Origin of the sequence: Oceanobacillus profundus, from assembly GCF_003515705.1 — a bacterium.
Lineage (GTDB): Bacteria > Bacillota > Bacilli > Bacillales > Amphibacillaceae > Oceanobacillus > Oceanobacillus profundus.
On sequence record NZ_QWEH01000006.1, the window covers coordinates 24,415 to 49,487 of the forward strand.

Sequence of the window (25,073 nt, forward strand, 5' to 3'; positions counted from 1 at the left end):
TATTTTAGAAGAAGCGTATTTTTATTTATCCCGATTAACGCTGTTTAGTTTTTTGATAAATTCCTCAACTAAATCGTATCTGCTATGTTCTGTTTCACTCGTCCACTTAAAGGCAATTTTCAATTTATTGCTTTCTGTCCCTAAGCCGACATTACGCCCAAACGTATTCGCCACTTCAAATACCTTTGAACCGTCAATTTGCTGACTACGCGCATCATCGACAAGGATGACAATTTTTTTGTTCCGTTCTGTAATGGACTCGACACGTTCTCTTTTGGCATACATTTTTAGAGAAGACACTGTGAAAAGGTTGCTTACCTCTACTGGGTAATCGCCAAAACGGTCAATTAATTCATCCTTAAGCTCCGAAACATCTTCAGCAGAATCCATCGCTTGGAATTGCTTATAAATATTAATTTTCTGTTTCTCATCTTTAATATACCCATCTGGAATATAGGCATCAATCTGAAGTGCTAACTCAGGCTCAAACGGTGTAATATCCTCTATTTCCTTCCCAGCCTTCCGTGCATCAATAGCATCCTTAAGCATTTGTGAATACATATCAAACCCAACAGAATCAATGAATCCATGCTGCTGTGCACCAAGCAGGTTACCTGCTCCACGAATAGAAAGGTCACGCATTGCAATCTTGAATCCCGAACCAAGTTCTGTAAACTCCTTGATTGCCTGCAGGCGCTTTTCGGCAACTTCTGTCAGAACTTTATCCTTTTGATACGTAAAGTATGCATACGCAACACGATTCGAACGCCCAACACGTCCTCTTAATTGATACAACTGACTGAGCCCCATTCGGTCAGCATTACTGACAATTAGTGTATTAACATTCGGAATGTCTACACCCGTCTCAATAATCGTTGTACTGACAAGCACATCATATTCACCTTCTAAGAAACCAAAAATAACATTTTCAAGCTCTGTTTCATTCATCTGACCATGTGCAACTGCAATTCGGGCATCATCGACAAGCATCCCAATGTCACGAGCAACCTTGTCAATGTTTTCAACACGGTTATAGAGATAAAACACTTGCCCACCACGTGCCATCTCGCGTTCAATCGCCTCTCGAACAAAAAGCGGATTGTGCTCCATCACATAGGTTTGTATTGGGAAACGGTTTTCCGGTGGTGTTTCAATAACAGATAAATCTCGAACACCGAGCATCGACATATGCAATGTTCTTGGAATTGGGGTTGCTGTTAAAGTTAATACATCAACATTCGTTTTCAATTGCTTAATTTTCTCTTTATGCTTTACACCAAAACGCTGTTCCTCATCGACAATCAGTAAACCTAAATCACGATATTCAACATCCTTGGATAGAAGGCGATGTGTACCAATTACTACGTCGATAGTCCCTTGGCGTACTCCTTTTAACGTCTCTGTTTGTTGTTTTCTCGTACGGAATCTGCTTAAAAGTCCAATATTGATTGGATAATCCTGAAACCTCTCGCGAATCGTTTCAAAGTGCTGCTGTGCTAAAATTGTCGTTGGAACAAGTAACGCTACTTGCTTCCCATCAGCTACTGCTTTAAACGCCGCCCGGATTGCTACTTCTGTTTTTCCGTAACCAACATCTCCACAGAGGAGGCGATCCATTGGCTGCTGCCTTTCCATATCCTGTTTAATCTCCTCGATACAACGAAGCTGGTCATCTGTTTCTTGATACGGAAATGAGGCCTCAAATTCCCGCTGCATTTCGGTATCCTCGGAAAAGGCAAATCCCTTTTTCGCTTCTCGTTCTGCATACAGCTTGATTAAATCATCTGCAATATCTTCAACGGATGATTGGACTTTCCGCTTCACCTTTGTCCATTCGGTTCCGCCAAGTTTATACACTTTCGGTTCTTTACCTTCTGAGCCTACAAATTTCTGTACAAGATCGATTTGTTCAATTGGAACAAATAGCTTGTCATCTCCAGAATACTTGAGCAGCATATAATCTTTATGCAGATTATTTACCTCAAGTGTCTCAATCCCAAGGTATTTCCCTACCCCATGATTAGCATGAACGACATAGTCACCGACCTTAAGTTCCTGATAGCTTTTAATTCGTTCCGCATTGGAAATTTTTTGCTGCTTGCGTGTACGCTTAACGCGTTTTTTAAATAACTCATTTTCCGTGATAATGGATAGCTTATGCATCGGGAGTTCAATCCCGCTCGTAATATTTCCAATCGCTATCGTTGGCTGATCTACTGGCAACCTTAATTCAGATGCAATGCCCGCTTCAATATCATAATCTGCTAAAATTGAATGGATTTTTTCTGCTCGCTCTTCATTCGGAGCAAGAATCACAACCGAGAAATCACTCTTTTCCCATCGTTGCAGCTCTGTTTTAAATAAGTGCATTTGGCCATGAAATTCCTGCATTGCCCGCGACGATAAGTTAATAATATTTTGTGGCTGTGTATTTGGTATATGACGTAAAAATACAGACATATAGATTCGTTGCTGCTTCATCATCTCTAAAACTGTATCCCAATCTAGAGAAAACCTGCTGTTTCGCACCATTTGGCCTGACTCAAGCAAGCTGCTGTACCATTCGGCTTCTTCCATATCCAGATGTGTAGCTGTTTCTTGAATCCTGCTCATTTCATCTAATACGATTAGACCATCAGAATCGAGATAATCTAATAAACTAGCAGGGTTTTCATATAGAAAACCGATATATTTATACATTTCCTGAAAGCGCTCTAAATTCTTTAACCGGCTTATATCCTGTTCAATGACTTCGATGAGCTTTTCTTTTGCACTTGATGCTTTCATTTTTTTAAGCGTTGCCGCATATGCTTCCTCGAGTTTATTCGCTGATGCCAGCACATCTTCATCTGTTAGCAATAGTTCTGTGGCAGGCCCAATTGTAACGTTCTCTACCCGATCAAGCGATCGTTGTGTCTCTGCATCAAAATAACGAATAGAATCAATTTCCTCATCAAATAATTCAATGCGAATCGGGTGTTGTTCGGTAATTGGATAAATATCAATAATTCCACCGCGCCGACTGAATTCACCAGGTGTAGCAACCATAGAGGTTCGTTCATACCCCATATCGATAAGTGAGGACAAATACGAATCAATTGCAATATCTTCCCCAGTTACAAATCGGAGTTGATACTTACTCCAATAACTTTTAGGTGGCAAAATCCGTTTTAATGCCGCTACTGGTGTAATAAGAATGCCTGATTTCTTACGGGACCATGCTGTCAGCGCTTCAATACGCTGACTTCTCAATTCCGGACTGGATATCGATATCTCAGAAGCTATCAATTCATTGACCGGATATAAGTGTACATCATCTTCGCCCATAAACTCGGATAGGTCATCATATAGCTGCTGGGCCTGTACTAGTTGGTGTGTTACCAAAAGCACAGGCCTGTTAATCGATTGATCGATTACGGATACAAGAATGCTTCTTGCAGATCCCGAGAGACCCGCAATTAATTGCTCACGCATTCCACTGTCAATTCCATTAATAATCGACTGGATATCTTCTTTTGATTGTAAATAATAATTAATACCCTTCATTGTCAAACTCCTCTTAAACATGTATATATAAGCGCAAAAATGCCTTGGTCTACATAACCAAAGCTTTTGCTGCGTATGTTATTGTATAAAATAATCCAATTCATGATAATTTGGATGCTGTCCTAGAGCATGCTCACAGTTTTCACAAATCGTTTGTATTTGCATATTTCCATTCCCATCATAACGGATCATTTCTTCTAGCTCTTTCTTGTTTAATTGATCAAAACCCAACATTGTTGTGTCGACAACCTTCTGCTCTAGCCTTCCAACGGTTTGCCCACAATGTCTGCACCGATATATAATTGTCATAAGTTACCACCTCGAATAAACATTAAAATGTCTAAAGTCCGTATTCAAAAAGGAATGAAGTAATGCGAAGTGTCATTTTCACCGGACTTTTTGAACAACCTCTTAAAAGTTTATCCTGTTGGTCTTATTTTATACATGTGCTATAGGAAGCTAATTACTATAAGCTTATGTATCAATTATTATAATCATTCATTACTTCAACAAACGCTTTTCCTCCCAGCCATGACTCACAAGCATCTGCCGCATGCCCGATGCTACGCTCAACATCTTCCTTCTCTTCCTTTGGAAAGGAGCCTAGCACGTAATCCACTACTGGAAGAGGCGATACAGGTCTGCCAACTCCAAGACGAATACGTTTAAATTCCTTTGTTCCTAAGTGAGCTATTGTTGATCTTACACCATTATGACCACCATGTCCTCCTTTTTGACGAAGGCGAATCTTCCCTGAAGGAAGGTCAAGGTCATCATAAATTACAAGAACATCTTCTAAATCAACATCATAATAATCCATTAGTGGACGAATAGATTCTCCAGAAAGATTCATATATGTCTGCGGTTGAAGGAGTATAAGCTTTTCACCAGAATAATTCTCCAGTGCATAATCGCCTTTAAATTTCGTTTTATCCAATTTCCAGTGATGACGATCCAATAATTCATCAATCACCATAAAACCAATATTATGACGCGTTTTTTCATATTTTTTACCAGGATTACCCAATCCTACAATACATTTCATCTTAACATCCTCCTAAAAGTGTATGTTCAAAAGGAGGATAAAAAGGACTTTTTGAACTTCCTCCTAAAGAGGGATTCAATACAACAACCCCTCCTACTAAGAATATACTACCAGATTCTTAAAGGAGGGTACATGTTGTTATTCCATATCGTTGTTATGCTTCTTCTGAATTATTCTGCTCTTTTCCAACTAATTCTGGTTCAGCAGATTCATCCGGAGCCTGTTCAATATCTTCCATTGTATCAGGTGCTACAATTGTAACAACTGTTGTTTCAGGATCTTCCAAAATCTCAAAGCTTCCTGTAACTTTTAAATCACCTACTGTTAATCCTTCTCCTAAACCAAGAGAGGAAACATCAACCGTGATTTCTTCCGGAATATCACTAGGCTTTGCACGTACCTGTGCTTCATATAACGGTTGCTGTAATACGCCTCCGTCTTTTGAGCCTTGCGCTTCTCCTTCTAATCGAATAGCTACAGCCACGTCCATTTCCTCCGCCATATTTACAACGTAGAAATCGACGTGAATTAACTGATCATTAATTGGATCCATTTGATATTCGTGTAGCATGACATCGACCGAGCTATCATTTTCGATATCAAGGGAAATAATTGCGTTTCTACCTTCATCACGAACAGTTTTCAATAACTCGATACTATCCACTGCTACATTCTTTGATTCTTTATTTTTCCCGTAGACTACTGCTGGAACTTGTCCGCTTAGTCTAATTTCTTTATTTGCTGATTTTTTAAGACTTTCCCGTTTCGCTGCTTTTAATTTTACTGCCATGTTCATCATCCTCCAATTTTTAATCCAGCTCCAGCTCCCAGCGACTAGCGAGACTTCTCTCACCTCAATAGGTCGCTACCCGGTCGCCTCCACCTTCGTTCATACTCTATTTCTAAACAAAATATGTGTAAATCACGGAGTTAAAAAACTGTTAGTACAATTAATTCCCGAAATTCGGTCAATCTAAACCATTAATCAAATAAGATACTTACAGATTGCAATTCATGCACACGTACGATTGCTTCTCCAATTAACGGTGCGACAGATAAAGCGGTAATTTTGTCACTATGCTTTTCTTCCGGAAGTGGAATACTATTCGTAATGACAAGCTCTTTGATCTGTGAATTATTAATACGCTCTATTGCAGGTCCAGATAATACAGGGTGTGTACAACAAGCATACACTTCTTTCGCTCCATTTTCTATTAAAGCGTTCGCAGCAAGTGTAATTGTTCCTGCAGTATCAATAATATCATCAATTAAAATAGCTGTTTTTCCTTCAATGTTCCCGATAATATTCATGATCTCAGCAACATTTGGACGTGGACGTCTTTTATCAATAATTCCAATTGGAGCTTTTAGACGATCTGCCATTTTACGTGCACGTGTAACTCCGCCATGATCCGGGGAAACAATAATCACATCTTCTAGTTCTTTCGCTTCAAAGTAATCTGATAAAATTGGAACACCTTGTAAATGATCAATTGGAATATCAAAGAAACCTTGAATTTGCGGTGCATGTAAGTCAAGCGTAATAACACGATTTGCACCTGCTGTTTCAATTAAGTCTGCAACCAATTTAGCTGCAATTGGTTCACGTGACCGTGCTTTACGGTCCTGCCTTGCATACCCATAATAAGGCATAACGATATTGATTGATTTTGCTGAAGCACGCTTTAGCGCATCAATCATGATTAACAGTTCCATAATGTGCTGATTAACGGGAGCGCAAGTGGATTGGATGACATATACGTCACACCCACGAACACTTTCTTCGATATTGATTTGCACTTCACCATCGCTGAATTTGGATACGGTACATTTTCCTAATGTCGTTCCAATATGGGCAGCAATATCCTGCGCTAATTTAGGGTTGGAGTTCAGCGACAATACTTTCAACGATGAATCCTTATAGCTAGATGCCATGAAATATAACCTCCGTTAATCTTTTTTTCTATTTTTTAAATTTGCTACGTAACCGTCTTTATTCGTTTGTCTTGCTCTTGCGATAGATAAGGCATCTTCTGGGACGTCATCTGTGATTGTAGATCCTGCGGCAACATAAGATCCTTTTCCTATCGTTACAGGTGCGATAAGGTTGGAGTTACAACCAATAAATGCGTCATCCTCAATTGTCGTCAAGAACTTGTTTGTTCCATCATAGTTTACTGTTATTGTACCACAACCAACGTTCACATTGCTTCCTACATTTGCATCACCAATATAACTTAGGTGCGAAACCTTGCTATTATCACCAAGTGATGTCTTTTTTATTTCTACGAAGTTACCTAGTTTTGCATCGTTTCCGATAGTTGAGTCTGGCCTTATATGTGCGAATGGGCCAATGTTAACACGATCTCCAATTCTGCTTTCGTTTGCTACACTGTGTTTAACAACCGTACTTTCTCCAATATAACAATTGTTAACCTCACTATTTGGTCCAATTTCTGCATTTGCTTTAATCGTCGTCGTTCCTTTTAAAACTGTTCCGGGGTGAATGATAGCGTCAGATTCAATCACAACATCTGGCTCAATGTATGTATTATCTGGGTCGATAATCGCGACACCATTTCGCATATGCATTTCATTAATACGCTTTTTCATTGTCTTTTCTGCTTGTGCAAGTGCAACTCGATCATTAATCCCTAATGTTTCATCAAAATCTGGCGTTAAATAAGCGCTAATTTTCTGGCCTTTATTTCGCAGAATTTCGATGACATCCGGCAAATAATACTCACCTTGCGCATTATCATTGGAAACCTCTTGTAATGCAGCAAAAAGCGCCTCATTATCAAAACAGTAGGTTCCAGTATTGATTTCGTTAACAAGAAGCTCTGATTCAGTTGCGTCCTTGTGCTCGACAATTCGTTCTACTTCGCTTGATTCATTGCGAATAACCCTGCCATAACCTGCCGGATTTTCTGTCTTAGCTGTCAAAATTGTTGCGCTGGCACCTTGCTGTTCATGATAGGCGAATAATGCTTGGTAGGTCTCTCCCGTGATTAAAGGCGTGTCACCACAAGCAACAATAGTTGTACCTTGTTTTGTTTTAAGCAAATCCTCCGCTTGCAACACCGCATGGCCTGTACCTAACTGCTCTTCTTGTATAACAAATTCACTGACGTTCCCAATTTGCTCTTTTACCTGTTCAGCGCCAAAGCCAACAATAGTTATCATTTTATCTAAATGTACGGTATTTAACTGATCTATTACATGCTTTACCATCGGACGTCCAGCGACAGGGTGCAACACTTTATAAAGCTTTGATTTCATTCTCGTTCCTTGCCCTGCCGCCAGAATAACAGCATAACGATTATTCATAAGGTAACCTCCAGGTTTTCTAATTATCCATTTTAAAATATATCGTAAAAAACGTTTGATTTCAACAGGTTAGGGGGAGGAAATCATATGAAACAGAGCTATTCAACCTATGTTGATTTCACTAATTTGGTTTGTTTTGAATCAGGGGAGATATTTTTTATATACGGAGAGCTTTTTTATATAAGGCGTATTCAGTCCTTCTGCCAATTGTAATAAAAAATATGACAGGTATATTTCGGAATATATTACCAGTTAGCTTACCACAAAGAAAAAAGGCTAACCTAGAACAGATTAGACCCCTTTTTAATATAGTCATGACGATTTAGGAAGCTCCCGCCTCTTCGTATTTAACTTCACTTTCTCCTGCCCGGCGATATTCTTCCAGCACCGCATCTTGAATTTTAGAACGAGTACCAGAGTTTATCGGGTGTGCAATATCGCGAAATTCCCCATCAGGAGTTCTTTTAGATGGCATTGCCACAAACAACCCGTTATTTCCATCAATGACACGGATATCGTGAACAACAAATTCCTGATCTAACGTGATAGATGCAATTGCTCGCATTCTGCCCTCTGTATTAACGCGGCGTAATCTAACGTCTGTTACTTCCATGATGTTTCACCACCTTTTCCCATTTGAACTTACTGTAACTAGTTCAACAAAAGAATTTAAAATCCTGCTTAAAATATAAAAAAAGTTAAATATTTTAAATATAGGATGTTTTTTTAGAAAAAGGTGGAGTCATTCATAAATTGCCATCTTTCAATCGGGATCATTCAAAATTGGTGAGATCTTCCACAAAATTCCCTGCTTGAATTTCAATCGTATGATGTCGCATATCTACATTTGATATTTTAACAAGTGATGTGTAATGATCGACAATTCGTTCTTCTTCTTCGTCGTCTGCTTCTGCAAGTACACCAATCGCTTGAACATGGGCATCAAACTCAGATAACAGATTAATCATACCTGTAATTGTTCCGCCAGCTTTCATGAAGTCATCGATGATGCAAACATTTGCCCCTTCTTCCAGACTGCGTTTTGGTAAGACCATTGTTTGTATTTTCCTAGACGAACCAGATACATAGTTAATACTAACCGATGATCCTTCTGTCACCTTGGGGTCCCTTCTTGCAATGACTACTGGTACATTCAAGAAAGATGCAACAGCATATGCCAAAGGAATCCCTTTCGTTGCTACTGTTACAATCACATCAATATCCATTTTGGAAAACTTCGAAGCAAATACACGACCGATTTCTCTGACGGTCTGTGGGTCACCAAGTAAATCGCTCATGTAAAGGTATCCCCCTGGCAATATTCTGCTCGGGTCTTCTAATTTTTTTCGTAACTCCTCAATAAATTGCATATTATTTTCCTGCGAATATTCAGGGATATACTTCACCCCTCCACCAGCACCAGTGGATCGTTGCAGATATCCCATGCCTTGACTTTGAAAAACAGCATGTATTATATCTAAATCTTCGCTAATAGAAGACTTCGTTGTATCACATAACCTTACAAAATAAGGTAATTGTATATGTTTCCGTGGGTTCTCCAGAAAGAAATCAGTCAAAACAACTAACCGGTTACTTCTTTTCATTTTCACACCTCAAAACCGTATATTTAATTAATAATATACCATTTTCATACGTTTTTTGGCAATATTTACCCTAATAATCGAACAAGGTAAACCTCGTCGCAAAATCCGCGCATTCCGTTATAGATTCGCTTTGCTTTACTTTGGTGCTCAACCAATCCGTAAATCGTAGGTCCACTCCCGCTCATTAAAACACCAGCAGCACCTGCTTGAATCATTGTTTCTTTAATACGTTCCACCTCTGGATGGAGCTTAAACGTAACAGATTCTAAGGAGTTGCCAATATGCCTGCAAAGGTTATTGAAATCCTGCTTTTCGATTGCATGCAGGATTTGATTTGTATTAGGATGGGTAAGTTTGTCCACGTTCACTTGGCCAAAAATTGTCTTCGTCGATACACCAATATCCGGCTTTGCTAATACTACCCAACAAGGGGGTGGAGAAGGTAGCTTTTCGATTTTTTCTCCATAACCTCGCGCAATTGCGGTGTTACCATAGATACAAAACGCCACATCCGCACCAATTGTAGAGCCAAGCTTTGCCAACTCATCGAGTGAGATGTCTAATGACCATAATCGATTGAGCCCTCTGAGTACTGCTGCCGCATCTGTACTCCCCCCGCCAAGACCTGCTGACACTGGTATATGTTTTTCCATATTAATATGGACACCTGTCTTAATTCCATAGGTATCTTTAAAAGCACGTGCGGCCTTATATGCCAAGTTCCGTTCATCATTTGGTACATACCTGCTTTCAAGAGCTATCACAATTTTATCCTCTTCCAAAGCATACAATTCAATGCGATCAGCTAAATCAATCGTCGTCATAATCATTTCTACATCATGATACCCATCCGTTCGTTTTCTTAATACATCAAGGGATAAATTAATTTTTGCAGGAGCTTTTTCCAATATTATTGTCATTAACGTCACCTACCTTGCCACGTACTAAAAAATATAAATAATTGTACCATATTAAAAAAGCATAGGCGACCAGATTGAAGTTAGGTCAAGTTTTGAAAGGCATGTGAAAGGGTGAAGATTGAGTGCAAATGGTTTTCACTTCCTAAAAAACGGTCGACTTTTTAACTAAATATGAAAAGAAGCAAACCCCTTAGGATTTGCCCCTTTGCATTTGCTGCTCGGCTATTTCAATTGCGCGTTTCACCATATTACCTGCATCACGCGCTTTAATGCCACCCCAGCCCTCTTGTTGGACAGTGTCGTAAAACCCTAACTCCTTAGCAATTTCTTCTTTCAACTGGTCTGACATCATTCCTCTACGTCTTCCCACGAAAGAACAGCCCCTTTCCATTTTAAGTTAGTTTACCCTTACGACATGCTTAGTTTATGTCTATATGCTAAATCAAAACGAGTAAGAAGTATGAAACAATGGAAAGTTACACCTTTTAGGACAAAAGCAGAAGTGCCTAATTAGTGGTGTACAGACTAGCCCGCACTTTGGAATTTTGGCAGCTAAAAACACCGATTAAATTTCACACTTTTTTCCAATAAAAAACAGCAGACAACTGTCTACTGTTCCATTAATAACGCTTTATTCCGTTCATCTAAAAATTTTAATTCTACCGTCTCTGTCAATATGTCTGCATAGCTGTATGAAACACGTTCGAATGCATTTTCGTCTTGGTCAAGCTCAACAATGAAGACTGAAGGATACGTCTCTGCAAGTACTCCCGATCGTATCACCGTTTTCCTTCTCCCTCCATTGGCTTTTAATTTCAACCGCTTTCCAACATGGCATTCAAGACCTTGCTTAATTTCGATTAATGTTTTAGCCACTACACTCCACCTCACTAGTTAATAGTGTAACATAAACTTGTCCGACAGTCAAACAAAACTTAATATTATATCAGTAAGTCTTTTTACCTGTCAACAATAATTTTTGTCTATTTCTTATATTATTTGCATATGTTAACAATTTATGTATAATTTTGCCGAAAATTTTTATCGAACTTTAGCATAAATTTAAATACACCATTTCGCGGTGCTAAATTCCTTTTGAATACTCACCCCTTACTATAAAAGCAGAAGCGTCCAGTTAGCGATGTACCGAGGTGAGAGAAGTCCCCTGCAGATTGAACGCTTCTTGGACGCGGATGGCATTACAGTATTTTTTTTAGTTATCTTTGTTTAGAAAGGACAGCAATATTCTTATTCCTCATCCTCACCATTTTCTAAATAAGGCAAACCTGTACGAAGTAGACCTCTCGTCTCCACTCCACCCATTCCTTTTTCCCCCGTCATCGTGTTGCGTAATGCATCCCATACGCTAACACTCTCCATAAATGGGGTATAGGCTATTTTAGCCGCAATATAAACAGGGTCTAATGCATGAATATTTACCCTTAATGGAGAGCTGGCATAATTGGCTCCAGCACGTATAAGTGATTCAAAATGTGATTGGCAAGCACCTGCAAAGATAACAAGCTGGTCTAAATTAGAGCTTTTCCTCCTTGCCTCTCGTACAGTTTCGGCAAAATATTTAGAATGACGATAGGCTCGTAAGTCATTTTTAAATCCTTTATTTTTTGAATAAGCATCATGCCCTGTAATAACGATAATATCCGGTCCTATTCTTTCTACTAAGCCGCCAATCTCATCCGGCATTTCTTTCTCATTTAAATGAACTCCATGCACCTGTAGCCCAATGCGCTGGTACAGGGAAATACATTTTCTTAAGTACATCGGGTCTCCATCTAAATGGAGGACCTTTGCAGGGAGCTGAAAAAATTTGGCATTATTCAAATAACCATCCGTTGAATGGTACATTCTTTTTTCCTTCATCAACTGATAATCCTGACGAAATAATCGATAGGAAAATTCTTCTTTCTCCTTTTCCTTCTGTTGCCGCCTTTCTACATCCTGACGCTTTGCTACAACAAGATCATGAAGTGGAGCATCTACCTCAAGTCGCATTTCTGCACCATGTAGAATTGCTGTGTTTTTATTTATTGCGGCTACACGGAATAGCAGGTCATGCTGATAGGAACTACGTGTAACAAGTTCTCCAATAGTTATGCCCATATATCCACCTCTTAGCCTTCGGTTATTCTATAGACTATGTGATGGCCTAGAAGCCTGTGCTTAGAAATATCAGGCATGGGCGTTCATGAAAATTTAAAAAGGAAGAATCCCTACATAAATACACTTCGTAAGGACCTGAGGAAATCTGGGGAGCTCGTGGACGTTAGAAAACAAAGATAAATGATAGAGAAGATTTAAATTTTTTTATTTGTCAAAAAAGCTATTGTCACAGCAATACAACAATAGCTTTTTTGCATTATTTATTTTTATAAAATGTATTCGAAAGTAAGGCAAACTCTTCCATATTAAGTGATTCACCCCGTCTGGAACCATCGATTCCAGTGGTATCTAAAATCGATGTAATTTCTTCTTTTGTAAATTGCTCTTTAAAAAAGCTAGTTAGGTTATTGCGCAATGTCTTTCTTCTTTGCGCAAAGCATGCTTGCACAAGCTCAAAAAAGAAATCTTCATCTACTACTTCAACCGGAGGCTTTTCCCTTATTACAAGCTGCAAAATACTCGAATCCACATTTGGCTGTGGCATAAACACGCTTTTCGGTACGGTCATAACAACTTTCGCCTCTGTGTAATACTGAACGGCAATGGTCAGTGATCCATAGCTCTTACTATTCGGCTTTGCAGCCATTCGTTCTGCAACCTCTTTTTGAATCATAACAGTCAAGCTTGTTACCGGTAATCTATCACGAACAAGCTTCATTAAAATCGGTGTCGTAATATAATAAGGCAGATTTGCAACAACATGAATTGGCTGATCTGGTTTGAAATGTGTACGAATAACAGTTTCCACATCCGCTTCTAAAATATCCTGATGAATAACTTCTACGTTGGAATAATCGTGAAGCGTATCCTTCAAGATTGGCAAGAGCCGCTGATCAATTTCGAAAGCTACAACCTTGTCTGAATGAATTGCCAGCTGTTCCGTTAACGCCCCCATCCCTGGTCCAATCTCAATTGCACCAGCTGCTTCATCAATCCCAGCATGTTTAATAATATTCTCTAATACATTGACATCTACCAAGAAGTTTTGTCCAAGACTCTTTTTAAAAGAGAACTTGTATTTATTTAAAATCTCTTTCGTTCTTGAAGGAGTTGCTATATATTTTTTAGACATCCTTTTCCTCCTGTTGGATCACTTTTATAGCTTGCTCAAATTGTGCTTTTGTTATTTGGAATTGTGTTAGTCGTTTCAGCAGCTGCTTTCCATTCGTATGCCCGATTTGCAAGAATTCACCAAGTTTCTCCCGACGTATGCTTGCTTCCCGTCCACCAATCAAACCATGTTCAATTAAATCTGCTTTTTCAATCTCACTTTCGCGTATATCTGCTAATTCATATACCTTTTTTAGTGCATGCCGAATCGTTTCGATACTAGCATGTTCAATACCGAGACTTTTATTTTTCGGATGCTTGGCCCTTGCTTGATCTCTCGTAAGAAAAGCATGCTTACACCCTGGAACAGCTTGATCGACAATATGGCGGATACGCTCACCAGGATAATCTGGATCTGTAAAAATAATGACACCGCGCTTTTCTTTCGCATGTCTTATTCGAGCTAACGTCTCTTTATTAATAGCTGATCCATTCGTTTCTATTGTATCTGCGTCAACTGCTTGTTGAACTTTCGTTGTGTCGTCTCTTCCTTCAACAACAATAATTTCTTTTATTTTCAATCGATTTCCTCCACTGCTTTATCTTTATACGGTTCTAAAAATGTTAGATGACCGGAGTATTTTAAGCAAAAATACTGGACTTTTTAAGCACCTTCTATAATAAAATAATGCTCTTACCATTTTAGCATGATAAGAGCATTTTATTCTATCGTTTATAAAGTGAAACTTCACAGTAGAGATTACAACAAACCTTCATAGTATGATAAAAACGTATCTTATTAATTCAACACCTTAACTTGAACGGTTTTCACTCCCCATGAATAAGCATCAGATTTGGATGGTACATGGACATCGATGCGATTTCCTTTTATATTCCCGCCTGTATCACCTGCAATTGCTTCTCCATAGCCTTCAACCCATACCTTCGATCCAAGTGGAATTACATTCGGGTCCACAGCAATTACTTTCATATTCGGATTAGCTCCCAAATTAATTCCTGTAGCTGTTACACCTGAACATCCACCACATTCTGACGTAAATGCACTTGCTGTCACTGTTATTGTTTCCCCGTCTTGACTACTGTCCTTTGGTGTTTCATTAGCAAGTGTAACAAGATTTGACTCCTGGACTTCTTCCTTTGTACCAACTGCTACCACACGCGTAACACTTTCTTCTTTTACATCTTCACTAACTAATTCACGGCTTACTTCCTCACCGTTTTCCTTGGTTACTTTAAAACGCTTTGTAACCGTGCCTTCTTCACCTTCTGAAATAACCTTCTCTTCCCCTTTTAAAAGCGAGCTATCTTGACGTTCTTCTATGTCAAATGCGATGGTTTCTGTAACTTCTTCATCTTCGATAGCTACACGTACAATGGCAATCGTTTTCCCTTTGGTTACTTCTTCATCAAGCGCTGGGGTGATTCGATCATCCGTGTCTTTTTCATAGTCTACATCAGCTTCCTTTAGCAGATCGTTTACTGTTCCACCTGTTGTCCAGACTTTTTTCTTTTCGCCGCCGTCATTGATAGTTACCTGATATGCCTTCTCAACCTCGATATGTAAGCCATCTTCCGTTACCTCTGCTGGCTGATGAGATATTTCATCACGTTCTTGGAAAGATAAATCTTGTTCACTTAGGAAATCTTCAATTGTATCTGCAGTTGTATAATAAACCTGTTCTTTACCATCAATACTTACTGTAATTTGCTTTGCAGTCTTATACGTTATTTCCATTCCATCTTCAATGGATTCTGTCTCATCATGAGATAAGAAATCGTACGTTCCAACAGTTATTCCTAGTTCTTGAAGCAAGTCTCCAACTGTATTTGAGTTTGTGCTGATTGTTTGTATTTCTCCGTTGTCTGTCATTACTACTTCAGCTTTCGTTGCTTCCACTAGTACAAACACTGAAAATAAAACAAGTGCTAAAACACCAATACTTGAAATAACCAGCTTCTTTTTCGATGCCGGCAAAAGCTTATGAACTAATTCCATGTGCCTGCCCCCTTATTCCCAATTGATTATATAAACAGAGAGTGGCAAAGTCAAAGCCACTGGGGTTACGATTCATTTACAGTTATATTACGCATTTTTTATTTTCTATGGAATTGAGTCTACAAAAACAAATTTAACCTTGATAAATCAATGTTATTCTATGTTACATAATTGAAATAAAAGGGAGACTGCTAGCGTTATCAGTCTCCTTTTTCCTTCCATATTTAGGGCGTATTGTTACATAAAATTACTGTTATTTTACTTCACATCAAATAAATTACATGCATTTCGGGTTGTAGCTTCACCAATTTCTTCAATGCTCATTCCTCTTAATTCAGCAATTTTTTCCGCTACTAATTTTACATACGCCGGCTCATTACGCTTCCCGCGATTTGGGTGTGGTGCAAGATAAGGTGCATCTGTCTCAATTAATAATCTGTCTAGCGGTACCTGCTTTGCAACCTCTTTCGGTAATGGTGCATTTTTAAACGTAACAGGGCCGCCAAGTGAAATATAGAAATTCATGTCCAGACATGCTTGGACATAATCTATGGAATCATTATAGCAATGCATGATTCCTCCAACTTCCTTCGCATCTTCTTCTTGTAAAATCTCGATAATATCTTCTGTTGCCTCACGGTTATGGATAATAATTGGCATCTTTACCTTTTTAGCTAAATGGATTTGCTTTCGGAATACTTCCTTTTGTACGTCCTTCGGGGATTTATCCCAATGATAATCCAGCCCCATTTCACCAATGGCTACAACCTTTGGATGGGCCGATAATTCCTCAATCCAAGCAAGATCTCCCTCTGTCATATCAATCGCATCGACTGGATGCCAGCCAACAGCTGCATAAATATTTTCATTCTGTTCTGCAATTTTGATTGCAAGTGGAATCGTTTCTCGGTCAAATCCAACAACAACCATTCGCGTAACACCTGCATCTAACGCCCGACTGATTGTTTCTGGCAGGTCTTCTGCAAATTGTCTTGCATTTAAGTGGACATGTGTATCAAATAGCATATTTTTCATCCTTTTCATTTGTAAATTGTTAAGCTTAGAGTTAGTGCGCTGGCTCGGACTGTCACTCCTCCTGGCTTTTATTGTGAACTTCAATAATTATAATGTAAACTTCAGCATTTTTCCTTTAATCATCAGCATTCCCCTAAAAAAGTGCTCCAATTTCATCATCTAATTGCAAATACCCTGCTAAGAAATCAGCAGGGTATTTATTAATCGTTATGCAATTTCAGATCCATTTGGAGCATTAACTGGTGCTTCAATCACTTGTAATTGACCATCATGCTCAGCAGAAAGAATCATACCTTGACTAATTTCTCCGCGCATTTTTCGTGGTTTTAGGTTCGCTACAATAACTACCTTCTTCCCAATCAAATCTTCTGGGTTTGGATAGAATTCAGCGATCCCCGATAAAATTTGGCGATGTGCCTTGTCGCCAGCATCGAGGCGGAATTTTAGCAGCTTATCAGCACCTTCCACTTTGCTGCAATCAATCACCTCAGCTACCTTTAATTCGACTTTATCAAAATCATCGTATTTAATTTGCTTATCCTTCGTTGAAACAAGTTCTGTTTCCATTGGGTCCCAATCACTAGCTTCTTCCTCTTCCAGCTTAGTTCCACCAGCCATTTGTTCACGAATATAACCAGCTTCCTCATCGATATCCAAACGCGGGAAGATTGGTGTCCCTTTCGCTATAACTTTCGTATTTCCTGGGAAATGACCGAAATGAACAGTTGCAAAATCACCTGCAGCATCATCATGGATACCTAGTTGCGCAAATATTTCCTTCGGCGCATGCGTCAGGAATGGCTGTAAAAGAATTGCAGAAACACGTAAGCTTTCAGCTAAATGAGCCATAACACTAGAAAGTTCTGACTGCTTATCTGCTTCCTTAGCAAGCTTCCAAGGCTCTGTTTCATCGATATACTTGTTCGCACGGGAAATCAATGTCCAAACATGGCTTAGGGCACTACTAAATTGCATGTTCTCCATTTCTTCTTGATAATCAGCAATTGTTTTTTCTGCTGTAGCCTTCAAATCTTCATCAAAAGTTGTGACATTTCCATCGAGTGCAGGAACTTCGCCGTCAAAATATTTGTTAATCATCGCTACCGTACGGTTTAATAGGTTCCCTAAGTCATTCGCTAAATCATAATTAACTCGCGAAACAAAATCCTCTGGTGTAAAGATGCCATCACTTCCAAATGCCACTTCACGCATTAGGTAATAGCGCAGAGCATCTAAACCATAGCGCTCCACAAGCATTTCTGGATAAACAACATTTCCTTTTGATTTCGACATTTTGCCGTCTTTCATTAGTAACCAGCCATGGCCAAAGATTTTCTTTGGTAATGGTAAGTCAAGTGCCATTAACATAATTGGCCAATAAATTGTGTGGAAACGAACGATTTCTTTTCCAACCATATGCACATCTGCTGGCCAATATTTATTAAATAGGCTTTGATTATCTGTTCCGTAGCCTAATGCCGTTATATAATTAGATAAGGCATCAATCCATACATAGACAACATGCTTCGGATTGCTCGGTACTTTCACTCCCCAAGAGAAAACGGTACGCGATACCGCTAAATCCTCTAATCCTGGTTTAATAAAGTTGTTAATCATCTCATTTTTACGAGATTCCGGTTGAATAAAGTCTGCATGTGTATTGTAATAATCCAGCAGGCGATCCGCATACTTACTCATTCTAAAGAAATACGATTCCTCTTTAATCAATTCCACCGGATGCCCGCTATCTGGTGATTTTCCAGCAATAACATTTCCGGCATCATCACGCTCTACATCGACTAATTGTGTTTCCGTATAGAACGTTTCGTCTGGAATCGAATACCAGCCTTCATATTCATCTAAATAAATATCTCCTTGTTCTAAAAAGCGTTCAAAAATATCGGCAACTACCTGTTTATGTGTCTGATCCGTTGTGCGGATAAATTTATCATTGCTTATATCAAGCAGTTTCCATAACTCCTGCATGCTCTCAGCCATACCATCAACATATTCCTGTGGCGTAATGCCTAACTCATTCGCTTTGTTTTCAATTTTTTGCCCATGTTCATCACTACCTGTTAGGTAGAAAACGTCAAACCCTGTCATTCTCTTATAACGTGCCATCACATCGCAAGCAATCGTTGAGTAGGCATTCCCAATATGTAACTTTCCGCTCGGGTAATAAATTGGGGTCGTTATATAAAAAGTCTTTCTATCCTGTGACATGCATTTACCTCCTAGGTCCAAACCAAATTATTTTATAAAATCTATTGTAGCTATTATAACGCAATTTGCCAAATGCTGTGTAATAGAACAAAAGTATATAACGTCTCATAAGTTGAAGATAGTCTCGCTAAGCCTCGGGCGCTTAAGCTAGTTAAGAAAAGCAACTTCGTATGTATTTATTATTATAGTTAACCAACATATTAAACCGATTATTTAGATAAATAAATTTTCCCACTAATACTAAAATTTGTTGACAGAATAATCAATAGTTGATATCCTAATGCTAATATAGGTGTCGAAATATGGCGTTTTTTTGTTCCAAAGAAAAAAATTAAGGCAAAAAGCACAAATATCTTCTTTCTGAGAAGAATTTTTTCGTGTTTTTTCCCAAACCTTGGGGGAGGAAAATAATGAAATCTACTGGTATTGTACGTAAAGTTGATGAACTAGGGCGAATAGTCATACCTATTGAACTTCGACGCACACTAGATATCCATGAAAAAGATACAATGGAAATTTACGTAGACAATGATAAAATTGTCCTTAAGAAATATAAGCCAAATATGACTTGCCAAATTACAGGCGAAATTTCGGACGATAATCTGTCTCTAGCTCATGGAAAGCTTGTCGTTAGCCCAGAAGGCGCACACGCACTTTTAGAAGAAATTCAATCGCGCTTAAAATAGTTGGCGCAAGTCTCCAAACCAGGAATAAACTAAAACTACAATCACAAAGAGAGCTGACGCTTGTTGATAGCACGTCAACTCTCTTTTTTAGTGGATGAAGTAAAAATTCATTAATTTTATTTATAATCTTGAAATATCCTTTCACCTTTCAACTTGCTCATCCAATATGATACATCTGGTAAACATCGCGTTTTGGAATATTTCGATCAACCGCCACTTGCTTGATTGCATCCTTACTCGAAAATCCTTTTTCTTCAATATAATGATTAACATGCGCAACAACAGATAATGATTCCCACCATAAGTTATCGGCTTCTTCCTCTGCAGCAAGGGTTGACCCTTCGACGACGAGCACAAATTCACCGCGCATTTCCTGACTTTCAGCCCACTCAATTAATTCCTCCACAGTTCCCCGAACAAATTCTTCAAATCGTTTCGTCAATTCACGGGCAATTGCGATATTCCGATTTCCAAGCTGTTCATGAATTATCTTTAACGTATCCTTTATTCGATATGGAGACTCATAAAAGAGCAATGTTGCTTTCAACCGTTTTAAACGATCCAACTCAGACGCTTTATCCTTCTTCTTTCTTGGTAAAAATCCATAAAAATAAAATTCATCTGTTGGTAAACCAGAACCAATTAAGCCGCATAATGCAGCATTTGCACCTGGCAGGACGACGACGTTTTGATTTTCTTCAATTACAGCTTGAACAATTTCAACCCCAGGATCCGAAATCGTCGGCATTCCGGCATCACTTACAATAGCGATTGATTCGCCACGCTTGATTTTTTCCAATAGCTGCTCTTCCCTAGCTACTTTATTATGTTCATGATAACTAATCAAAGGCGTTGTAAGCTCAAAATGATTTAGAAGCTTTTTTGTATTTCTTGTATCTTCGGCTGCAATTAAACTAACAGATTCTAGAATTTTCAGCGCGCGATAGGTAATATCCTCAAGGTTACCAATCGGTGTTGGAACAACGTATAAAACGCCTGCTTTTTCATCGTCAAAGCTCTTTTGAATGTTCATATTGCAACGTCTCCTTCTGCTTTTCCTGAATCAGCAGCTTTTTTTCATTTCGTGAAAGCTGTTTAATCCGATATTCCTGTTGCATCGCTGCTTCCTTCGTCAAAAAACGTTCCACAAATACAACCTGAAAAGGCCCTCTTCCACGTGTATATTTCGCACCTTTACCAGTTTCATGCATGTTTAAGCGACGCTCTAAATTATTTGTATATCCTGTATAAAGTGAACCATCCTTGCATCGAAGAATGTAGACAACATGTTCACATACCATAAATAATTTCCTCTGCTTCCTTGGTATACGTACCGTCCTCTTCATAGATATATAATGGCGGCAGGATTTTCAAGTCTGCTTTACCATCCCGGACACCTTCAATTAAAAGCATATTTGCTTCCCTTTCCCGCTTCGGATATACAAGCTGCATACGCTTTGGTTCTAATTTATACTTTCTAAAAAGCTCTATTATATCAACGAGTCTCCCTGGTCGATGGACCATCGCGACTTTCCCGCCTGGTCGAACATGTAATTTACAGGCTTTTACAACATCTTCTAACGTACAAAATACTTCATGCCGAGCAATCGTCAAAAATTCATTATGATTATGTTCTGTACGGGAAGGTGTTTTAAAATATGGAGGATTACACGTAACGACATCAAAACTGCTTTGTCCGAGTATCGGCTGCATTTCCTTTAAATCGCCTTGTAGCATCATTAACTGATTGGAAAGTTTATTTAACTCCACATTCCTTTCTGCCATATGAAAAATCCGCTCTTGAATTTCTACACCTGTTATTTCAGCGTTTGTTCTTTTTGATAGGAGCAGGGGAATGACACCATTGCCGGTGCATAAATCCAATATTTTCCCTCGCTTTACGGGCACATAGGCAAAATGAGCAAGTAATACTGCATCCAGGGAAAAGGCAAAAGCTGTTGGGCTTTGGATAATTTGCATCTGCTCATCATTTAACAAATAATCCATACGTTCGTCATTAAATAATTGTACCATGGTTAACTCCTTACTATTTAACGTTGTTCATAAAACTGTCTAATGAAAAGAAAGCTGCCTCGGACATATATCGAGACAGCAGTAATAGCCTTCATTTAAAAAACGTGGCATCCGTTAAAGAGATCCTTAGATGGTCGTTCTTTGCTTTCTAAGGATCCCTTCTAAGTTGGAGTTCGTGTCTCCCTAAGCGAATACCTTCGTTGCACGTATGCAAAAAAGCTTTTATTTTGTTTTCTCAAAAAAGTCAAGGCAGAAAATACAGTCTTCATCTCTCCTTGGGCTTCCAAATTCCAGATTACATATATGAAAACCTTCTTCATATAATCTAGCAAGATTATCATACCCTTCACCAGGGAAGCTACCTTTGGAAGTTTTCTTATCTGACGCTTCATCCGCAGCTTCCTTTTGATGATCGAGATGATTACGCAAATTGTGATTTTCTACAGCTAATCGATGATTTTCCTCAAGCAATTCACTTAATCGCCCCTTTAAATCACCAAGCTGTTCATACAGTTCACCAATTTGCTTTTCCATATCCGAAACCTGGTCAAAAATTTCTCTGTTCCTCACGCCCACTCACCTCATCATTCTGTGGCTTGCGCTAAAATTCCTTCATCTATTAATTCATCTAAAGTATATTCAACAACGCGTTCTTTTTCCGGAATTTCGATTTGGATGAGCCGCTCAAGTATATTGAGACCAACTACTTTTCCTTTTCCATATGGCGTTACAATTGCTTCGCCAATATCCGGCAAATCACGCTTTGCAGTTTCATACGTATCATTTTCATATTTTAAACAGCACATGAGTCTGCCGCATAACCCAGATATTTTAGCAGGATTAAGGGAAAGATTTTGATCCTTCGCCATTTTTATTGATACTGGCTCGAAATCCCCTAAAAACGTTGAACAACAAAGCATTCTGCCACAAGGTCCAATACCACCAAGCATTTTCGCTTCATCGCGTACACCAATTTGGCGTAGTTCAATTCTCGTTTTAAACATGGAGGCCAAATCCTTCACTAAGTTCCGGAAGTCGACCCTGCCATCTGCTGTAAAATAAAAAATAATTTTATTGCGATCAAATGTGTACTCTACTTCAACCAGATTCATATCAAGCTTATGCTGCTCAATCTTATCTGAACATATATGAAATGCTTTATCCGCTTGCTCTTGATTTTCTAAAACGGATAGCTTATCTTTCTCGTCAGCAATACGGATTACTTTTTTCAATGGGAGGACAACATCTTCTTCATCAACATGTTTATTCGTAATAACTACCTTCCCAAATTCAACCCCTCGTATTGTCTCTACTATAACATAACTATCCAAGGAAATCGTATCTGTTCCTGGATCAAAATAATATATTTTACCCGCTTTTTTAAAACGGACACCAATAACTTCAATCATTACATTTCACCTCTGTATTTGAAGCGCTAGTTGTTCAATCACCAAGGTGGGTTGAACATTTTGCTTCAATTTCCTCTTTGCCTGTAGAACGAAATTCAAGCTATTCACAAGATTTTCCTGGGAAAAAGACATTGCTGCCTTTTCAACGAGCGGATCCTTGGAGGTGAAACATACCATCATATCCTCATTTCCAATATGGAAATAGAGAATATCTTTAAAAGCCAGAAGTAATAAATCCAATCCCTGCTCCTGCTCTTGTCGCTCCTTAAAGTGGGCTACCCAGCGACTGTGAATAAAGAGATAAACGTCTTCAGGCTTTGTGGTAAACATTTCTATTAATTGTACCATTAGTTTTCTAGCTTCTGCAAACCACGCATCTCCGCTCCATCTAAAGGCCTCATCTAAATTATTCGTGAGGGCGCTGATGAGCACGGCTTGATTTTTTTCCATCCCCTGCTCGATTAGTTGGTTTTGGAAAGAAGCAGCGTGGAGTGGCTTTAAATCAATAACTTGGCAGCGTGAACGGATGGTTGGAATAATCGATTGACTATTCTCTGTCAGCATAATTGCTGTCGTTTCTTTACTTGGCTCCTCTAAAAACTTCAGAATCCGGTTTGCGGCATTTACAGTCAATGTGTCTGCATCCTTAATCACATATACCTTTTGATTCGATTCAAGACCTGAGTACGTAAATTCTTTCTGCAAATTACGCACTTGTTCAATCTTAATCGATTGTCCATCAGGCTCAATCCAATGTACATCAGGGTGATTATGTGAATCAATTCGTTTGCAGTTATTGCATTCATTGCACGGCTCTACGCTTGATTTGTTTGGACAGAACAGGCCTTTGGCAATGAGTAAAGCAATTGCTCCTTTACCTGTTCCTCTTTCGCCTTGGAGCAAATACGCATGAGAAATCCGATCTTTTTTAATGCTATTTGTTATAATACGTGTTGCTAGTGGTTGTACTTCGGCCACCTGAGACCATGTTTTCATATGTATCCGTCCTTAAGCTTTAACTTCTTACTTAGATATAATGATTTGACTACATAATTCCTTGTACTGGAACAGCCGCGCCCAGCTCCAGCACCCAACGACTAGCGAGACTTCCCCACATCATGACACGATAAGTACAGTCCGTACGTCACTAACCGGGCGCCTCCGCTTTTTCCCTTACGTATATATATTAATCAGTAATCCTTTAATTTCTCCGATAAGTGCTAGGATATCTACTGTCTTCTTTTCCTGGTTCATAATTTCCTCTGTAAGTTTGATTAGCTTTTCATCGACTTGCTTAACGATTGCTAACTTCCGAGTTTGTCCATCTAAACCGAAATGATGTGATTTATCCAAGGCATATCCAGCATAAACTGTCCTCTGCAGAAACCCTTTCACCATTCGTTTAAATGCGGCCAGTTCACGAAATGACCGATAACGAGCAAGCTTATTTCCTTGCTTCGAAATATTACTAACAAGCTGTTGTAACTCTTGATGCTTTAAACTTTGTGTTTGGGACTGAACCATTTGACTGAAAGCCTGTTTATCTGCACTTGCTTTACGCGCATATTTCGGCTCTAAATTAGCTTGTATTTCGTTTGTAATTTTCATTGGTCCAGCCCCTTTCTTAGAGGTAATACACTTATTTATTAAAACTGTAAAAATGATTCGACTGGAAGTACAAATACCGTTGCTCCACCAACCTCAACTTTAACTGGCTTCGGAATATAGGAATCTGCATTTCCTCCCATTGGGGAGATTGGTGCGACCATCTGTTCACGATGCGAACAATTATCCTTAATAATGTCTAAGGCATTATCTACTTCTTGGTCTTCACATCCAATCATCAGGGTGGTATTACCCTCCTTCAGAAAACCACCAGTTGAAGCAAGCTTTGTTGTCTTAAAATCCTTTTCTCCCAAAGCATTTACTAAACGATTGGAATCCTTGTCTTGGATAACTGCCATGATTAGTTTCATGTGCATAAGCCCCC

The 25,073-nt window shown here is 38.9% G+C and carries 26 protein-coding genes; 1 reads left to right on the forward strand and 25 read right to left on the reverse strand.

The features are described 5' to 3' along the window. Window positions 1-21: 21 nt before the first annotated feature. The 17 genes from mfd to metG all read right to left on the reverse strand — a co-directional run bounded on the left by mfd (window position 22) and on the right by metG (window position 18,954). A complete protein-coding gene (mfd, locus tag D1B32_RS10405) occupies window positions 22-3,546 on the reverse strand; it encodes a transcription-repair coupling factor (RefSeq protein WP_118889285.1) in 3,525 nt (1,174 codons plus the stop codon). A 78-nt stretch (window positions 3,547-3,624) separates the two neighbouring features. Continuing rightward, window positions 3,625-3,855, reverse strand: a complete 231-nt coding sequence (locus D1B32_RS10410) for an anti-sigma-F factor Fin (RefSeq protein ID WP_118889286.1) — start codon at window positions 3,853-3,855, stop codon at window positions 3,625-3,627. A 172-nt stretch (window positions 3,856-4,027) separates the two neighbouring features. Beyond that, window positions 4,028-4,591, reverse strand: a complete 564-nt coding sequence (gene pth / locus D1B32_RS10415; RefSeq protein ID WP_118889287.1) for an aminoacyl-tRNA hydrolase — start codon at window positions 4,589-4,591, stop codon at window positions 4,028-4,030. Window positions 4,592-4,745: 154 nt separating this feature from the next. Continuing rightward, window positions 4,746-5,381, reverse strand: a complete 636-nt coding sequence (locus tag D1B32_RS10420; protein WP_095314425.1) for a 50S ribosomal protein L25/general stress protein Ctc — start codon at window positions 5,379-5,381, stop codon at window positions 4,746-4,748. Window positions 5,382-5,572: 191 nt separating this feature from the next. After that, window positions 5,573-6,526, reverse strand: coding sequence for a ribose-phosphate diphosphokinase (locus D1B32_RS10425; protein ID WP_095314427.1), 954 nt, complete (start codon window positions 6,524-6,526; stop codon window positions 5,573-5,575). A gap of 15 nt (window positions 6,527-6,541) precedes the next feature. Then, entirely contained in the window at window positions 6,542-7,921 is a 1,380-nt protein-coding gene (glmU, locus tag D1B32_RS10430) for a bifunctional UDP-N-acetylglucosamine diphosphorylase/glucosamine-1-phosphate N-acetyltransferase GlmU (protein WP_118889288.1), read from the reverse strand. Window positions 7,922-8,243: 322 nt separating this feature from the next. Continuing rightward, the gene (gene spoVG / locus D1B32_RS10435) at window positions 8,244-8,534 is read right to left on the reverse strand and encodes a septation regulator SpoVG (RefSeq protein ID WP_010648994.1); all 291 of its coding nucleotides are present in this window, start codon (window positions 8,532-8,534) and stop codon (window positions 8,244-8,246) included. A gap of 160 nt (window positions 8,535-8,694) precedes the next feature. Next, a complete protein-coding gene (gene purR, locus D1B32_RS10440; RefSeq protein ID WP_118889289.1) occupies window positions 8,695-9,525 on the reverse strand; it encodes a pur operon repressor in 831 nt (276 codons plus the stop codon). Window positions 9,526-9,590: 65 nt separating this feature from the next. Next, a complete protein-coding gene (gene ispE, locus D1B32_RS10445) occupies window positions 9,591-10,445 on the reverse strand; it encodes a 4-(cytidine 5'-diphospho)-2-C-methyl-D-erythritol kinase (protein ID WP_118889290.1) in 855 nt (284 codons plus the stop codon). Between the two features lie 190 nt (window positions 10,446-10,635). After that, window positions 10,636-10,815, reverse strand: a complete 180-nt coding sequence (locus D1B32_RS10450) for a small, acid-soluble spore protein, alpha/beta type (RefSeq protein WP_095314433.1) — start codon at window positions 10,813-10,815, stop codon at window positions 10,636-10,638. Between the two features lie 239 nt (window positions 10,816-11,054). Further along, complete coding sequence (gene veg, locus D1B32_RS10455) at window positions 11,055-11,321, reverse strand: biofilm formation stimulator Veg (RefSeq protein ID WP_095313908.1); 267 nt, start codon at window positions 11,319-11,321, stop codon at window positions 11,055-11,057. A gap of 372 nt (window positions 11,322-11,693) precedes the next feature. Further along, on the reverse strand, window positions 11,694-12,566 hold the full coding sequence (yabG, locus tag D1B32_RS10460) for a sporulation peptidase YabG (RefSeq protein ID WP_118889291.1): 873 nt from the start codon (window positions 12,564-12,566) through the stop codon (window positions 11,694-11,696). A 256-nt stretch (window positions 12,567-12,822) separates the two neighbouring features. Continuing rightward, window positions 12,823-13,698 carry a 16S rRNA (adenine(1518)-N(6)/adenine(1519)-N(6))-dimethyltransferase RsmA gene (gene rsmA / locus D1B32_RS10465; RefSeq protein ID WP_118889292.1) on the reverse strand — a complete coding sequence of 292 codons (876 nt, stop codon included), beginning with the start codon at window positions 13,696-13,698 and terminating at the stop codon, window positions 12,823-12,825. Continuing rightward, window positions 13,691-14,257, reverse strand: coding sequence for a ribonuclease M5 (gene rnmV, locus D1B32_RS10470; RefSeq protein WP_095313912.1), 567 nt, complete (start codon window positions 14,255-14,257; stop codon window positions 13,691-13,693). Before rnmV ends, rsmA begins: the two co-directional genes overlap by 8 nt. Before the next feature lie 218 nt (window positions 14,258-14,475). Next, entirely contained in the window at window positions 14,476-15,693 is a 1,218-nt protein-coding gene (locus tag D1B32_RS10475) for a resuscitation-promoting factor (protein WP_118889293.1), read from the reverse strand. A gap of 258 nt (window positions 15,694-15,951) precedes the next feature. Continuing rightward, a complete protein-coding gene (locus D1B32_RS10480) occupies window positions 15,952-16,719 on the reverse strand; it encodes a TatD family hydrolase (RefSeq protein WP_118889294.1) in 768 nt (255 codons plus the stop codon). A gap of 216 nt (window positions 16,720-16,935) precedes the next feature. After that, a complete protein-coding gene (metG, locus tag D1B32_RS10485) occupies window positions 16,936-18,954 on the reverse strand; it encodes a methionine--tRNA ligase (protein WP_095313916.1) in 2,019 nt (672 codons plus the stop codon). Window positions 18,955-19,364: 410 nt separating this feature from the next. Here metG and D1B32_RS10490 point away from each other — a divergent pair, with 410 nt between their 5' ends. After that, window positions 19,365-19,640 (forward strand): transition state genes transcriptional regulator AbrB, encoded by a 276-nt coding sequence (locus D1B32_RS10490; RefSeq protein ID WP_095313918.1) that lies wholly within the window; start codon window positions 19,365-19,367, stop codon window positions 19,638-19,640. 157 nt (window positions 19,641-19,797) lie between these two features. On the opposite strand, the gene rsmI is transcribed toward D1B32_RS10490, so the two are convergent. The 8 genes from rsmI to D1B32_RS10530 all read right to left on the reverse strand — a co-directional run bounded on the left by rsmI (window position 19,798) and on the right by D1B32_RS10530 (window position 25,059). Beyond that, on the reverse strand, window positions 19,798-20,673 hold the full coding sequence (rsmI, locus tag D1B32_RS10495; protein WP_095313919.1) for a 16S rRNA (cytidine(1402)-2'-O)-methyltransferase: 876 nt from the start codon (window positions 20,671-20,673) through the stop codon (window positions 19,798-19,800). Further along, window positions 20,651-20,941 carry a GIY-YIG nuclease family protein gene (locus tag D1B32_RS10500; RefSeq protein ID WP_095313922.1) on the reverse strand — a complete coding sequence of 97 codons (291 nt, stop codon included), beginning with the start codon at window positions 20,939-20,941 and terminating at the stop codon, window positions 20,651-20,653. The genes rsmI and D1B32_RS10500 overlap by 23 nt, the downstream gene beginning before the upstream one ends. Beyond that, window positions 20,931-21,674: a tRNA1(Val) (adenine(37)-N6)-methyltransferase gene (locus D1B32_RS10505; protein WP_118889295.1), complete on the reverse strand. Its 744-nt coding sequence runs from the start codon at window positions 21,672-21,674 to the stop codon at window positions 20,931-20,933. Before D1B32_RS10505 ends, D1B32_RS10500 begins: the two co-directional genes overlap by 11 nt. Window positions 21,675-21,896: 222 nt before the next feature. Beyond that, complete coding sequence (yabA, locus tag D1B32_RS10510) at window positions 21,897-22,244, reverse strand: DNA replication initiation control protein YabA (RefSeq protein ID WP_095313925.1); 348 nt, start codon at window positions 22,242-22,244, stop codon at window positions 21,897-21,899. Window positions 22,245-22,258: 14 nt separating this feature from the next. After that, window positions 22,259-23,083, reverse strand: coding sequence for a PSP1 domain-containing protein (locus D1B32_RS10515; protein WP_118889296.1), 825 nt, complete (start codon window positions 23,081-23,083; stop codon window positions 22,259-22,261). Window positions 23,084-23,089: 6 nt separating this feature from the next. Next, complete coding sequence (holB, locus tag D1B32_RS10520) at window positions 23,090-24,079, reverse strand: DNA polymerase III subunit delta' (protein WP_118889297.1); 990 nt, start codon at window positions 24,077-24,079, stop codon at window positions 23,090-23,092. Between the two features lie 177 nt (window positions 24,080-24,256). Next, window positions 24,257-24,691 carry a YaaR family protein gene (locus D1B32_RS10525; protein WP_095313930.1) on the reverse strand — a complete coding sequence of 145 codons (435 nt, stop codon included), beginning with the start codon at window positions 24,689-24,691 and terminating at the stop codon, window positions 24,257-24,259. 38 nt (window positions 24,692-24,729) lie between these two features. Continuing rightward, window positions 24,730-25,059, reverse strand: a complete 330-nt coding sequence (locus tag D1B32_RS10530) for a cyclic di-AMP receptor DarA (RefSeq protein WP_095313931.1) — start codon at window positions 25,057-25,059, stop codon at window positions 24,730-24,732. Window positions 25,060-25,073 lie beyond the last annotated feature (14 nt).